The sequence below is a fragment of the Spirosoma spitsbergense DSM 19989 genome (assembly GCF_000374085.1).
Taxonomy (GTDB): Bacteria; Bacteroidota; Bacteroidia; order Cytophagales; family Spirosomataceae; genus Spirosoma; species Spirosoma spitsbergense.
Window position 1 is genome coordinate 1 of record NZ_KB893428.1, and the last position, 13,309, is coordinate 13,309.

Genomic DNA, 13,309 nt, shown 5'->3' on the forward strand with positions numbered 1-13,309 from the left:
CTGTGCCTTCGCCGGTGGGTTTGGTAGTAAAAAAAGGCTGAAAGATCTTGGCTTTCACTACGTCTGGAATGCCCGTACCATTATCACTAATCCGAATTTCAACATTATCCTTAGCCCGAGCAGTACTAACCGTCACGCTGGGCCGGTAGTCAGTCGAGGCCATTTTCTGCTTTTCCCCCACGGCGTAAAAGGCGTTGTTATACAGATTCAATAATACCCGGCCAATCTCCTGAGGAATCACCTCGATGCGCCACAAATCAGGTGTGAAGTTCGTTTTCAGGTCGGCGTTAAAGTCCTTGTCTTTGGCTCGCAGCCCATGAAAAGCAATCTTAAGGTATTCATCGGCTAGGGCGTTGAGGTCGGTGGGGCGTTTCTCGCCTGTACCGGTGCGGGAGTGTTCGAGCATACCCTTGACGATGGCTGAGGCCCTGCCGCCGTGGTGGTGAATCTTTTGCAGGTTCTGCTTTAAATCGATCAGGATTTCGGCTTCCAGTTCGGTGTCGCGGTCGGGTTTGAGTTGTTCCTCTTCGAGTTCGGTGACCAGCTCAGCACTCACATCTGAGAAATTGTTAACGAAGTTCAATGGGTTCTGAATCTCGTGGGCAATACCGGCAGTTAACTCACCCAAGCTGGCCATTTTTTCCTTCTGGATCAGTTGGGTTTGTGTGGCTTTCAACTCAGCAAGGGATTGTTCTAATTGGTTACTCTTCTGGTTAATCTCCTCTTTTTGCCGCTGCAAGACAGAATTGGCCTTTTGCTTTTGGGTATAACCATACACAATGAAGCCCAGCAAGACCAATAACAGCCCCACACCACTTAGCAAATACGTCCGTTGTTTGGCCTGGTTCTGGAGTTGGGTGGCCGTGAGTTGTTGCTCGAATTTGAAGGCCGTTTCTTTTTTATCGAAATCATACTGAAGGGTGGCGACGGCAATCTGGTTGGTGTTTTGCTGGTTGATGACCAGGTCTTTGGTTTTGATAAAATCTTGATAACTGGCCAAAGCAGTCTGTGGCTGGCCCAGCGCATCCTGGATCTGACTCCGGGTTTGATAAGCTCGATATAAGTAGGGTAAATCGCCCCGTTCTTTGGCCAGCACGACGGCACTGTCGGCATAGGCATTGGCTTTATGTAAGGTACTGGTTTTGTTGCTCCTCAGTAGGGTCGTTAAGGAAGTGGCGTTACTGTCAGTGGCAATTTTTAAATACAACTTACTGAGGTTGTTATAACCCCTTACTAATGTTATTTTATTTCTATTTGCTTTGCTCAGATTCAGCCCGTTTTGCAGATAGGTGAGCGCTTGCGGATAATCGGCCAGGTTAAGATAGCTCTGCCCCACGTTGTCAAAATTTAATTCCTTACGTGGACCTTGAATCCCTATGGCTTCATTCAGTTTTAACGATTTTTGATGGTAATCCAGCGCTTTAACATACTCACCTTGTTCCCTGTATACGGAACCTATATTGTTCAGCCAAAGTGCCACTCCGCTTTTATCGCCCAATTCCTCAGCACCTTTCAGGGCTTTTTCTAAGTTAGCTAAAGCCCGGGGATAATCGGCCAGATTAAAATAAATGAGACCTATATAGCCTGTTATGGCAGCAATTAAGGATTTATCCTTTAGTTCTTCGGCGATCTTCAAGCCACTCAAAAAATACGAAAGGGCCTGAGGATAATCGGACTTGATTGTGTAACTATTTCCTAAACGAGTATAGGAGGCTGCCATGCCTTTTTTCCAGGTCAATCGCCGGGCCAGTACCAGGGACTGGTTAGCATAGTTGACGCCTTCGTTGAGGTTACTGTTACGATACTCATTACCTATGTCATTGAGCAGATTAACCCGGTTGGTGTCGGGTTTAGAGCGGGGCAATTCTGCCAATAGCGAATCCAGAAGGGCTTGCCCTGCTTTGGGTTGCGCAAAGGCAACACCATCAGTGAGGGATAATAACACACAAATCAGCAAAAGTCGGAGCATGGTGGGTAGGTCAAGCGGAGAATTTAGCAAGCTAACCAAATAAAGTCGGGTTCGTCGGCTCAAAGGTCAGCCTGATTACCCAGAAAGACTGTCAGATTCGGGGCAGATGTCTTCAGATTGGGGGCATAAGCCGTCTAATCGTTAGGGATTGGACGTAAAAGACAGGTTTAATGGTCTATTTTTGATCTACGGATGAACAGCAGGCTTAGCTCTGTTGATACTGGAAGGCGTAGGGAGAGTTAGTGTGATATCGCTCAGGGCATACGGTCTTAGTCTTAATTTAATGGTTAAATCGGGACGTGTTCTACAGCGAACCGGGCGGTGAATGCGTCGGAAGATCACCTACGAAACGGTAAATGCATCCCATGAGGATTTATCGGGGCCGCTCGTGCCGTACGATTCTGCAATGCGACACTGTCTTATATTAACGCTGGTTTTAATATCTGTCCAACTCAATTCGTAGCATACGCATTTCGATTCGCTGAATTATTTATAAAGTGAAATTATTCCTCTTGGTAAAGGTAAAATTGCCTAAATTTGCGCTAATGCCGAAAACAATATCCGATGAAACGAGCTGCATCACCCGAAAGTCTTCTACTAAGAGATGTGCCTGGCCACATCAATGATAGCGAAATCCTTTCCTTGCTTTATACCAGGGAGGTCAACTGGCAGCATGTCAATGCCATTAAGACCTTAACCGATTTCAACGATGCCATTATTTCGGACTGGCTGAATGTGAGCGTTAAAACCTTCCGCGAATACAAAAAGCCGCCAACGACCTTCAAGGAAAACGTCAAGGAACAGGTCCTACTGCTGTTAGCTCTTATCAAGCACGGCATTCAGGTATTTGGCTCGGTAAAAGAATTCGACCAGTGGCTGAACCGGTCCAACTTTTATTTTGACAACAAGAGCCCCAATGCCTATTTAAATACGATCACCGGGATAAAATTTGTCGATGATCGATTGACGGCTATGGAATACGGAGATAATGTTTAGGGGATGGAAGTATTTCGAATCAGTAAAGACGTTCATGCGCAAAGCTTACGTTCATCAGGAAGTGCGAATCGGTGGAATACGAAAGGCCAGCAAGTTATTTATACCGGTGCATCGCGTTCCTTATCCTCTCTGGAACTGGTAGTTCACCGGGGAGCCATTCAGCCCACCTCCTCCTATAAGGTGATGGTAATCTCCATCGCCGATGATGATTACCTACTGCGGACAGTTCAACTCAAAGAACTCCCTACCAACTGGCGAACCCTGGCGGGTTATGCTGCTTTACAAACGATTGGGTCCAACTGGTACACCAGCCAGGAAAGTCTGATCCTGAAGGTCCCTTCAGCGATCATTATCTACGAGTACAATTACATTATCAATACCGAACATCCAGACTTTAGTCAGTATGTTCAACTGGTTAGAACTGAGGACTATTTTTGGGATTCCCGGCTTCTTTAGGGACTGAAAGAAGGATTTTAATAGTAAATTAAAAAAGTATCCTAAAATCCTCTACAAAGAGACGGAGCAAGTTTCATGTATCTGCCTCAGAAATAGGGCGTTTTACTGGCTGTTACCCCTAATTGTATGGATGCCCGTCACAGCGTTTTTCAAAGTATTGCTGTGGCTGGCAAATCCGATAAATCCCTGAAAATGCCGCTATCTGGCTGCGTACCAAGCCCCAACTTATAGCACCACTGGCAGGGTTTCGCCCATCGCCAGCCGCCGGGCGGCATCGCCATCGTGTGAGGGTAAATACACCAGCGGGTGTTTTGCAGCATAGTCGCGGATGGTCAGGTACGTTTGCTGGGACTGCTTCAGGCTGGCGTTGGCACCGGGCAGGTCGTTGGTCAGGAGTTGTTGCTGGGTATAAGATACATCGCCCGCAAAAAGGTAGTGTTGCTGGCCGGTCTGGAGCAGCACCGAACAATGTCCGTGACTATGCCCCGGCGTTTCGACCAGCCACAGGTCACCCGCCGTGGTGAGCGGGTGAGCCTTCGCAAAGGACTCTGTCTGGACTGGTTTTAGGTCGATAAGCGTAGGGGCAAAAGTGGCTGGATATAATTGGGGAAGGTCATTGTACGGGCGTTCAGCTTCGTAGCGATTCAGCAGGACAGGCGTTTTTGGGAAGTGGCGCAGGCCGTCCGTATGGTCGATGTGCAGGTGCGTCAACACTACCGCTCGCACGTCGGAAGGGCGAATGCCCAGTTGGGCCAGTTGGCGGTCTATCTCCTCCTCCCGCGCTACTTCGAACCGAAACGCATGCGTATTTACGTACTCATTCAGCATACCGACACTATTGAAGTAATCGGCGTTGGTAATGGCTGCATTTTCGCCGGTGTCGATCACGAAAATACCTTCAGGGTGTTCGATAACCCAGACATGGATTGGCATCCAGTCCGCAAAATGGCGGTTGAACAGAATATTGGCTTTGCGCAGGAAGCCGAGATTCCCGGCGTGAAGAAAGGCATCCGTAACGGCTACCTGCCCCGTCGATATGGCGTGAATTTTCAGATTACCCGGCAGGGACACGGTGGTAATCGGCTGCGAGGTCATAGCGGTTGTTTGAGCGTTTGCTACCATCGGAAGTAAGGTCAGGCCAGCGGCTGCGGTGGCGGTTTGGGTGAGAAATGTTCGGCGGTTCATGGCGTTGTTCGTTTAGTTGTTTGACGCTACAAACCTACTGCTCTCCTCAGGGTCCGGCATTAACAAAAGATAAGATCGATGTCAGCGGCTCATAATCCGTTTGCGGATTCGGCTCAGCGAAATAGGCGTAATACCGAGATACGTAGCCAGGTGGTGTTGCGGAATTCGCTGTAGTAAATCGGGGTGGTGGACCAGTAATTGCTGATACCGCTCTTCGGGACTGTCCAGAATAAAGGCCGTAAACAACTGGTGCAGCTCAACGAAACGATGCTCCATCACCTTCCGCACCAGTTCATTGATGGCTGGCACCTGCCCGTACAATCGCTGTAAGGTATCGAACGAAACAGCCAGAACCCGGCATGGTTCCAGGGTTTCTACAAAATGAGGGCTGGGGGTTTGCGTAACAAAACTGTCGTAGGCCCCGGCAAAGCTACCCTCCGTAAAAAAGAAAGCGGATCGGTCGGTACCATCCTTTTCGTAATACAGCCGCAAACACCCTTCTACCACGAAATACACCTCCCGCGCAACCATACCCGCCGAAATCAGTACGGTTTTTCGTGATATCTCCTTCTCCACAAAAGCAGCCTCTACCCGTGTCCAGTCAGTATCGTTCAGCGAGACAAGCTGGTTTACCATCTGTTGAAAAATCTTATAGGAATCGGTCGATGGCGACATAATCAGTGTCTGTCAGTAGTAATTTTCGTACTGCTAACGGGTTAATATAGAAAATATTTTGGCCAGACCGTTTGTTGTTCCTGTCAGGTAAAACCTGGATTCAAGCGTTGTTATGGATTACTGGCATACGGATATTGAATGGAGTGGTGGCGTATCTTTACCCATCTGAACGCCGAGCCATGACCAACGCCGTTTTTTACCAGTTTCTGCAACGCTTTTGCCCTTTTACGGAGGTGGAAGCCGACGCGCTTTTTTCCCTCTTCGAGCCGACTACACTAACCCGTCGACAGCATCTTCAGCAGGAGGGCGACCACGTGGAACGGGTGTATTTCGTGCAGATGGGCATTCTTCGCGGCTATTACCTCAAGGATGGCGACGAGATTACCTCCAATTTCTACTTCGGACCGACGCTGACCGGCGACGTAGTAGCCCTGCGCGAAAAAACGCCCACCCGACTCAATATTCAGGCCCTTGAAGATTGTACCCTGTGGCAGGCTAAACTGGCCGACATGGACGCATTGTCCCTACAGTACCCGATTATCTACCGGCTGTTCATGGTTTTTTTCGAGCGGTTGTACGCTTTCAATCACAAACGGCAGCTCTCGTTCATCTACGATTCGCCCACCGACCGCTACCTGAAACTGTTTGCCGAACGCCCCAAAGTGATGGCCCAGATTCCGCAGCACTACATTGCTTCTTACCTTGGTATCAAGCCCGAATCGCTCAGCCGCATCCGCAAGCGCATCATGCACGAGTAAGGTTTTCTTAACTCAGGTCAACGTTTTAGGTCGCCACGCCCGGCCACCTTTGTGTCGTCCAACGATGGACAACTAAACTACGTTGATGATGAAAACTTACCTCATCGGGTTAGCCCTGGCCCTGACGGCCAGCAGCCCTTTAGCGGCACAAACGGTATCGGCGCAACCGCAGAAACTGCCCGTTTACGGCGAAATCGGTCTCGGCATTGGACAAACCCTGCTCCGGGGCGACACCAAAGCACGTTTGCAGGAGTCCCTCGGTGGCAGCGGGTTCAACGCCCGCACCGGCAACAACGTGAGCATGGGGTTTTACGTAGCACCCGAAAACTGGCGGGGGCTGGGCCTGGGTTCCCGCATTCGCGGTACGTTCGGCGCACCCGCCAACGGCGACGCGGGCAATCAGTATTTCTTCAATTATTACAACCTCGCGGTCTCGGTCAAGTACTATCCGGGCGGGCAATTCAACAAAGGACTGTACGGACGGGGGAGCTTCGGCTTTGGTCAGTTTACGGCCAAACGCCAGATCGAGGACAGTAAGCAGTACACGCACCAATACGCCATTGGGCAGTCAGTAATGCTGGGAGCAGGCTACACGTTCCGGGGGCGACGGTCGGGCCTGAGCATCGAGGGCGAGTGGGAATCCTCTGGCCGGGCGGGTACGGTCGACGGTGTGGGCGATGTCACGTTCCGCTCCGGTCAGTTGGGACTCAATCTGATTTTGTCGTACTAAATCCGGCCCACTACACGATGAAACCAATAACCATCGCCGAAAAAAACAACCGCCGGGTAGCCACGCTACTCACTCTGGCCGAAGTTGTCGCCGTTGTTTATCCCGTTATTATCCTGGGAAAATACTTCGAGTTTCCTGCTGTATTACGTCAGCCAGCCGCATATGGATTAACCCTGTTTCGGCAGCATCAGGATCAAATTGTTCCCGCCTATTACGTCTTTATGGTGTCAGGGCTGTTGTTTATACCCCTTTCGTATGCCTGCGCGGCTCTGCTAAAACCCGGCGTATCGCCGGGACTACAACAGGCCCTGATCGGAACGGGCCTGGCAACGGCCATATTTCAGGCCATTGGTTTCAGTCGCTGGGTGTTTGTGATTCAATTTCTGGCGGAACAGTACGCCCGGCAACCGGCGCAGCGGCCCGCCATTGAACTCCTGTACGAAACCCTCAACCGCTTTGCGGGCATGACCATTGGTGAACATCTGGGATTTCTGGCTATGGGTACCTGGACCATTTTACTGGCCGTTTTGCTGTTGCGGAGTGGAGTAGTCAATCGCTGGTTTGCGCTGCTGGGTGTGCCGATTGGCGTGGGATTATTTATTAGTGTACTGGAGCATTTTGGTGGCCCGTCGGCCGAATTGTACGCTACGATTAACTTTATGGCCAACACTGCCTGGTCGATTTGGCTGCTGCTTGTGGGCGGCCGGCTGCTCATTGGCCGACCTGCTATTCAAACTGTCGATAGTGGCCTAACTGCGTTGAATAGGGTATCTTTGTGAATGGCCTTAGAAGCAGTCTCCTGTAAGCATTGCGGGCAAACCCAACACGTCAAACGGTATGGCACTACCCGCGCTGGTACCCAACGCTACCGATGCTTTGACTGCGGCCGAACCTTTGTTCAAACCTACACCCACAAGGCCCGTGACCCCTTAGTCAAAGAGCAGATTACGCAGATGGTCCTCAACGGAGCAGGCATACGTGATACTGCTCGTGTCTTAGGGGTTAACCGGCACACCGTCAGCGCTCAGTTTAAAAAAAAGTAGTGAATTGGTTCATGTTAACCCCTTGTACGTTGATAGAGGCTTGAAAATGAGTCTCAAAGTCGACGAGATGTGGTCGTACGTGGGTAAGAAAAAACAGTCCCGTTGGCTGTGGTGGGTCGAGGATGCCGTGACGGGTGAGATTATTGCCTTCGTTTTCGGACGACGTACGCACCAAACGTTTCGCCACCTACTTAGCCTTTTAGAGCAGGCTAAAATCGAGGTAATTAGATGGATAACGGATTCCTGGTGGGCCTACTTTGGGTAGTTTTGCCAAAAGGTACATAATTCGTCACTTGGCCTTTCAAGCGAGTATGCCACCAAAATCGTATGAAGGGTTCAAAAAGTCACACCTTTCTGAACCACAGGTAATTAACAATTTAAATGCTCGAATTAACTCAAAAAATAGGGCCATCCAGGCCGGGCCATAAAGTAGGTCCACTAACTATTCTGGTTTTTATTTTATGAAGCCGACTTTCTGGATCAATTTATTTGATAATCAACCAGTTGCAAACTTGGTGCCGCCCAAGTGGCGGATTTTGTACGAAACGGCAAAGCAACCCAAACTCTCAAAAGTGAAGTGTCCGGCCAAATAGGCCCACCTCAAACTTGTCTATTAAATGAAATTAAGCCTAAAACCCAGGGAGATACCTTTTAAGGTGAAGGACATCGTATTCATCAATCAGCCTTACGCTATACTAAATCGCACTCCGCTATCGGAACACGATAGTGTCTATTTTCAAGCTGAAATCATCCGTATTTTTTTGGACTTCTCCGAAAAATTTAGCGTGGTCAAAGAACGCCAGGATATTCATATCATTGAGGTAAATACGATTATGTACGACGTTAAACCCATCGGAACTCATGAAGGGTTAAGCCGGGTGGCCATTTCTATCGACTTAGAGGATACCGAACAAAAGATTTTTGGTAGTTTGGAAACGTTACTGACCTACCAGGCACAGCAATAATGTGTCAAGGGTATTTCTCTGATTGGTAACGAAGAGAAGTACAACGTCCGGCTATTTTCCAGAATTAAGCCAGACGTTGTACTTTTTAGAGACCTGTTTAATAACTCACTTTATGTTAAGGGATTATTGATAGAAACTCGCAAAAGTGTTAACAACTGCCTTCTTGTAAAGAATCAATTAGTTTGCCTTCATCAAAAGATCTTATTAAACGTTCAACGGGTAATTGTTACCCGTAAGAAATTAACTGATATGGATGTTTTATTCTTGTCGGTGCTTTTGTTCTGACTGTTAAACAAAACCTCTAATTCCTGCTGCAATTCCACTGCCTTACCATTTTTCTCAGCGGCTTCAAATGCATTCATGGTAGGGCCGTAATAGTTTTTGAACTTGTTAACGTATTCTGATGGTGGATAAGAAGTGTTAAAGGTAAACGTATCCTTAAGGAAGGTTATGTTTTCTTTTGCCACACCCGCTTGTTCAAAACGTTCAATTACATGGCTCTCTACACCCCATAACATTGGACTAATGAAACCTTCGGGCGGTGGGGGTGTATACGCCGAGCTGATCTTTAAGATTTGCGCTACTAGTGTAGGATCGCCCGGTATCCAGTTTCCCATCACTATTCGTCCACCTGGGCGAGTAACACGAACCATTTCCCTGGCTACATCAAATGGCTTTGGAGCGAACATAGCCCCAAATATGCTCACGACCAGATCAAAACTCTGATCCTTCAGGTCATGCAAATCGGTTGCATCCCCTTCCTGGAAAGTGCAATTGGTAAGCCCTTCCGCTTTTGCCCGACCGTTGCCTGCTTCAACCAGATTTGAGGCAATATCAACACCTAAGACAGTAGCGCCAAGTTTTGCTTCCGGTATGGCCGTGGTCCCATCACCACAACCGAGGTCAAGGACCTTTAGGCCTTCAGTGATACCAAGTTGGGCGACCAGTGCTGCACCGCTTTCCCGCATGGTTTGGGCAATTTGGGTGAAGTCCCCTTTTTCCCATAAAGCTTTGTTTGGATTCATCTTAGGATAGTGAATTGAAGATTAGAAACGATTTTTGAATGAGAAACAGGGCTACATGCATATGTCTAGCAAAGTTGTTTTTACCAGACTTTTTTTTGATGTAGAAGGTATTGATAGAAACAGAGTACCAATTAAGTAAAACCTATGATGCTATTTACGTGCTACTTAGTATACGGTAATTTTTGTTGTATAAGTGAGCATTATGATAACCAAATACTGAAAGGCCGTTAGTTTACTTTCTCGATCCTGACGCAATTGACGTACACGTTTACCCGCTCCAAAAGATTACTAATCGCCGTTTGATAGGCCGTGTTATTCGACAAATTCCCCTCGTAAAGCACACGAGCCCCTAGCTTGTTCTCCACCAGCAGACTGGCAATATGCCAATTAACAGCCTGCTCATTGAAGACATCCAACTGGTAAAAACTCACCAGCAGGTTACCATCAGGTGTTCCGGTTAGGCGAAACTGCACTAGATTCTTGGCTTCAATCTCTTTATTCATGACGTTATTACCCCTATCCTAGAGGACTTTTTAGTCTCAAATTTACCACTTTCCTTCGGCACCTGTTGGGTGGTGACTCAATAGTCTGTTTTCCCCTATTTTCAGGGCTCGTGTAGGGCGGTTGATCTAGGAATTTTCACATAACATAAGAATAGAGTTTGCAACTTGACTAAGAAAAGTACCATTTTCAAGGCAACCAATTTTTCAAAAGGATGTGCAGAGAATCGCCCCTTCTTGGCTGTAAAATGACAAATGAGTTAATCTTTTCGAGTAGTAGTTGGTAAGCTAGGAAAATTTCGAATTCTCAAATAAGGCTCCCATGTGAGACGAAGGAATGTTCATGTATCTGCTTCTTGAATGGGGCGTTTAACGATACGAAAAATTAGGTAAAGAAAGTGGGTAGTTGAGTCGTGATTAGTTTAAATTTTGGTCGGCTCCATAACTAGGCAATAATCGTCTAGTCGAGTAAACTAGTTGGTAAAGGGAGCTACACAAGAGCCATTAACAATTATTAACAGGCTCGTCAGCAGCACATTATCTACCTTGAGCCAAATTGTTACTAGTATGCTCAAGAACGATCTGCTGTTGGCGTTCCGACAGTTGCGGAAACGTAAATTCTATGCCTTGTTGACCCTACTAAGCCTGACTGTCAGTCTAGCTTTTACTGAACTTATTACCAATTTTGTCTGGCAGCAATGGCAGGTCAATGGCCAACTCCACCAAGCTACCCAACAGTATATCCTGCGGAGTCAGTGGACACAAACAGGCATGGGATACGAAGACGCAACCTTGGCTCCGCTAGCCAAAGCATTAGCTACGGACTACCCCAACCTGGTCGCCAACTTCTACCGCTTTGATGCCATTACTACCGCCGTATCGGTCGGTAACCACCATTTTATTCGGGAAGTAGCGCAAATGGGTGATCCCACACTGTTTACTATGTTTGGGTTTACGTTGTTGTATGGCCAAGCCTCAACCGCCCTAACGGCCCCCAACGCCTTGGTCATTACCGAAACCAATGCCCTACGCTATTTTGGTCGAACCGATGTACTTGGACGAGTAGTACAGCTAACCAACTATGAGGGCAAAAAGCAAGATTTTGTCATCACCGGCGTGCTGGCAAAACCGGCTAAGAACTCGGTTACTTACCTTTGGGATACACCCGTTCATCTGTTTATTCCCTTCAATAGCTTAAAAGGCCGATCCAATCCTGAGGATTGGGCGGTGAACAATGTTACGTCTTTTCTACAATTGCAACCGGGTGTTCAACCCCAGGACTTAGCCCGACCGATTCAACACCTGTTGGCCAAGCATACGCCAGTGGCCATCCAAGAGAACTTACATCCTTTCCTCACGAGGCTTACTGATTATTACCGCAGCTTTAACCAAGGCATCATCTCGAAAACTGTTTATACGCTTTCGCTCATTACCCTATTTGTATTGTTGATGGCCCTAATCAATCTGGCCAATTTAGCCTTAAGCAATGCCGCAGATCGGGTCCTGGAAACAGGCGTACGCAAAGCGATGGGAAGCGGCAAAGCGCAGCTGGTTGGTCAATACTTGGTGGAATCCCTGCTGCTGGCCCTACTGGCCTTTAGCTTATCGCTTCTCTTGTATGAAGGTAGCCGTTCCTGGTTTTCCACCGTATTGGATAGTCCTTTGGAATCCATACTAAAAATTTCAGCCATGAAAGCGGGTAGTGCATTGCTGTTGTCACTACTGATGGGCCTTTTCGCGGGTTGGTATCCAGCGTTTAAGTTAGCGCAGGGGCCAGTTATCGAATCGCTCAAAGGACGCTTTGGCTCGGTCCAGCAAGGCATTCTGTTTCGGCGCTTGTTAATCACGGTTCAATTCACGGTGGCATTGACCGTTTTTTGGGGGGCGTTGCTGGTCTCTCAGCAACTGAATTACCTGTTCACGCAAGAGGCGGGTTATGATAAAGAAGAAATAATGCTAGTCTCGTTGCCCCGCGATTGGACCAAAGAGGGGGTAGCCCGTATGGCCACGATCCGCCAGGAACTGGCCCGGCTACCTCAAGTAAAAGCCGTTAGCCTATCCTCTACAACGCTGAAAGGCGGAGCTGGCTATATAATGCCACTCTTTGGTGCTGGAAAAGATTCGACCCAAGCGGTTCCAACTTTCCTAATTCAGGCCGATGAATCGTTTTTACAAACCTACCAAATTCCCTTGCTAGCAGGTCGCTATTACTTGTCAGGTCAATCGAATGATGAACTCGTACTCAATGAGTCAGCCAGTAAGGCCTTAGGCTTTTCTGAACCTCAAAAGGCTGTTGGTCGTCCTGTTTACACTCAAGGCTACTCTAAGCCGATAACCATTATTGGAGTAACCAAAGACTTTGCCTTTCATTCCCTACGAGACAAGATTCAGCCTACTGCCATCGGTCACGTGAATGGGGGTGGTTATTTGTTCACCTACTTTTCGATTAAACTACAAACCGACAATTTACCCCAGGCGATAGCGAAGCTCGAAGAGCGATTTCGCCAGTTGTTGCCCCAAGATCCTTTTGACTATGGATTTGCGGATGAAGCGGTGCAACAACTCTACCAGCATGAACTTCGTCTAGAGAAGGCATCCCGTATAGCTATTTTACTTGCTATGCTCATCATAGGAATTGGGGTGGTGGGTCTAGTCTCGGTGAGTATGGTCCGACGAGCCAAAGAGATGGCTATCCGAAAAATATTAGGAGCGAGTGTAAGCCGTTTGGCTAGGTTATTTATGCAGGAATTTATAGGTACGATGCTGTTAGCAATGTTGATGGCTCTTCCGCTGTTATATTGGCTGGGTCAAAGTTGGCTACAAGGTTTTGCCTATCACGTTACGATCAATTGGCTATCGGTGATAAGTATTGGCCTAATTTTCCTAATCGGCATTGTCATCTTGATTGGTCTTCAAACGTGGCAACTTACACGGAGTAATCCAGTAAATGCGTTACGTGACGAATAGACTGGTAGCGTGCCAGTTACGGCTTCAAAGAACACCTGCC

At 48.0% G+C, this 13,309-nt stretch carries 14 protein-coding genes; 9 read left to right on the forward strand and 5 right to left on the reverse strand.

Annotated features, from left to right (window positions below; translation table 11 throughout):
• The coding region (locus B157_RS34600; protein WP_041951937.1) for a tetratricopeptide repeat-containing sensor histidine kinase at positions 1–1,969 on the reverse strand (1,969 nt) is incomplete at its 3' end.
• 564 nt (positions 1,970–2,533) lie between these two features.
• Between B157_RS34600 and B157_RS0106340 the strand changes: the two genes are divergently transcribed.
• Both B157_RS0106340 and B157_RS0106345 read left to right on the forward strand, forming a co-directional pair.
• Positions 2,534–2,965, forward strand: coding sequence for an antitoxin Xre/MbcA/ParS toxin-binding domain-containing protein (locus B157_RS0106340; protein ID WP_020602526.1), 432 nt, complete (start codon positions 2,534–2,536; stop codon positions 2,963–2,965).
• A 3-nt stretch (positions 2,966–2,968) separates the two neighbouring features.
• Positions 2,969–3,421 carry an RES family NAD+ phosphorylase gene (locus B157_RS0106345; protein ID WP_020602527.1) on the forward strand — a complete coding sequence of 151 codons (453 nt, stop codon included), beginning with the start codon at positions 2,969–2,971 and terminating at the stop codon, positions 3,419–3,421.
• Between the two features lie 225 nt (positions 3,422–3,646).
• On the opposite strand, the gene B157_RS0106350 is transcribed toward B157_RS0106345, so the two are convergent.
• Both B157_RS0106350 and B157_RS34605 read right to left on the reverse strand, forming a co-directional pair.
• Positions 3,647–4,606 carry an N-acyl homoserine lactonase family protein gene (locus tag B157_RS0106350; protein WP_020602528.1) on the reverse strand — a complete coding sequence of 320 codons (960 nt, stop codon included), beginning with the start codon at positions 4,604–4,606 and terminating at the stop codon, positions 3,647–3,649.
• A gap of 81 nt (positions 4,607–4,687) precedes the next feature.
• Positions 4,688–5,281, reverse strand: coding sequence for a Crp/Fnr family transcriptional regulator (locus B157_RS34605; protein WP_020602529.1), 594 nt, complete (start codon positions 5,279–5,281; stop codon positions 4,688–4,690).
• Between the two features lie 179 nt (positions 5,282–5,460).
• Here B157_RS34605 and B157_RS0106360 point away from each other — a divergent pair, with 179 nt between their 5' ends.
• The 6 genes from B157_RS0106360 to B157_RS0106380 all read left to right on the forward strand — a co-directional run bounded on the left by B157_RS0106360 (position 5,461) and on the right by B157_RS0106380 (position 8,777).
• The gene (locus B157_RS0106360; protein ID WP_020602530.1) at positions 5,461–6,039 is read left to right on the forward strand and encodes a Crp/Fnr family transcriptional regulator; all 579 of its coding nucleotides are present in this window, start codon (positions 5,461–5,463) and stop codon (positions 6,037–6,039) included.
• 85 nt (positions 6,040–6,124) lie between these two features.
• Positions 6,125–6,769 (forward strand): hypothetical protein, encoded by a 645-nt coding sequence (locus tag B157_RS0106365; protein WP_020602531.1) that lies wholly within the window; start codon positions 6,125–6,127, stop codon positions 6,767–6,769.
• A 17-nt stretch (positions 6,770–6,786) separates the two neighbouring features.
• Positions 6,787–7,548, forward strand: a complete 762-nt coding sequence (locus B157_RS0106370; protein WP_020602532.1) for a DUF4386 domain-containing protein — start codon at positions 6,787–6,789, stop codon at positions 7,546–7,548.
• Positions 7,549–7,812, forward strand: a complete 264-nt coding sequence (locus B157_RS40395) for an IS1-like element transposase (protein ID WP_084761767.1) — start codon at positions 7,549–7,551, stop codon at positions 7,810–7,812. It abuts the gene before it with no gap.
• Between the two features lie 46 nt (positions 7,813–7,858).
• Positions 7,859–8,077: an IS1 family transposase gene (locus tag B157_RS34610; protein WP_020602533.1), complete on the forward strand. Its 219-nt coding sequence runs from the start codon at positions 7,859–7,861 to the stop codon at positions 8,075–8,077.
• Between the two features lie 352 nt (positions 8,078–8,429).
• Entirely contained in the window at positions 8,430–8,777 is a 348-nt protein-coding gene (locus B157_RS0106380; protein ID WP_020602534.1) for a hypothetical protein, read from the forward strand.
• 212 nt (positions 8,778–8,989) lie between these two features.
• Here the strand turns inward: B157_RS0106380 and B157_RS0106385 are convergent, their stop codons facing one another.
• Both B157_RS0106385 and B157_RS0106390 read right to left on the reverse strand, forming a co-directional pair.
• Positions 8,990–9,802, reverse strand: coding sequence for a class I SAM-dependent methyltransferase (locus B157_RS0106385; protein WP_020602535.1), 813 nt, complete (start codon positions 9,800–9,802; stop codon positions 8,990–8,992).
• A gap of 227 nt (positions 9,803–10,029) precedes the next feature.
• A complete protein-coding gene (locus tag B157_RS0106390; RefSeq protein WP_020601831.1) occupies positions 10,030–10,305 on the reverse strand; it encodes a hypothetical protein in 276 nt (91 codons plus the stop codon).
• A gap of 564 nt (positions 10,306–10,869) precedes the next feature.
• Here B157_RS0106390 and B157_RS0106395 point away from each other — a divergent pair.
• The gene (locus B157_RS0106395; RefSeq protein ID WP_020601840.1) at positions 10,870–13,269 is read left to right on the forward strand and encodes an ABC transporter permease; all 2,400 of its coding nucleotides are present in this window, start codon (positions 10,870–10,872) and stop codon (positions 13,267–13,269) included.
• Positions 13,270–13,309 lie beyond the last annotated feature (40 nt).

Coding starts and splice junctions, on each gene's coding strand:
- B157_RS0106390 (WP_020601831.1), bottom strand. CDS start 10,305: ATGAATAAAGAGATTGAAGCCAAGAATCTAGTGCAGTTTCGCCTAACC.
- B157_RS0106350 (WP_020602528.1), bottom strand. CDS start 4,606: ATGAACCGCCGAACATTTCTCACCCAAACCGCCACCGCAGCCGCTGGC.
- B157_RS0106365 (WP_020602531.1), top strand. CDS start 6,125: ATGATGAAAACTTACCTCATCGGGTTAGCCCTGGCCCTGACGGCCAGC.
- B157_RS0106370 (WP_020602532.1), top strand. CDS start 6,787: ATGAAACCAATAACCATCGCCGAAAAAAACAACCGCCGGGTAGCCACG.
- B157_RS0106345 (WP_020602527.1), top strand. CDS start 2,969: ATGGAAGTATTTCGAATCAGTAAAGACGTTCATGCGCAAAGCTTACGT.
- B157_RS34605 (WP_020602529.1), bottom strand. CDS start 5,281: ATGTCGCCATCGACCGATTCCTATAAGATTTTTCAACAGATGGTAAAC.
- B157_RS0106385 (WP_020602535.1), bottom strand. CDS start 9,802: ATGAATCCAAACAAAGCTTTATGGGAAAAAGGGGACTTCACCCAAATT.
- B157_RS40395 (WP_084761767.1), top strand. CDS start 7,549: ATGGCCTTAGAAGCAGTCTCCTGTAAGCATTGCGGGCAAACCCAACAC.
- B157_RS0106380 (WP_020602534.1), top strand. CDS start 8,430: ATGAAATTAAGCCTAAAACCCAGGGAGATACCTTTTAAGGTGAAGGAC.
- B157_RS0106360 (WP_020602530.1), top strand. CDS start 5,461: ATGACCAACGCCGTTTTTTACCAGTTTCTGCAACGCTTTTGCCCTTTT.
- B157_RS0106395 (WP_020601840.1), top strand. CDS start 10,870: ATGCTCAAGAACGATCTGCTGTTGGCGTTCCGACAGTTGCGGAAACGT.
- B157_RS0106340 (WP_020602526.1), top strand. CDS start 2,534: ATGAAACGAGCTGCATCACCCGAAAGTCTTCTACTAAGAGATGTGCCT.
- B157_RS34610 (WP_020602533.1), top strand. CDS start 7,859: ATGAGTCTCAAAGTCGACGAGATGTGGTCGTACGTGGGTAAGAAAAAA.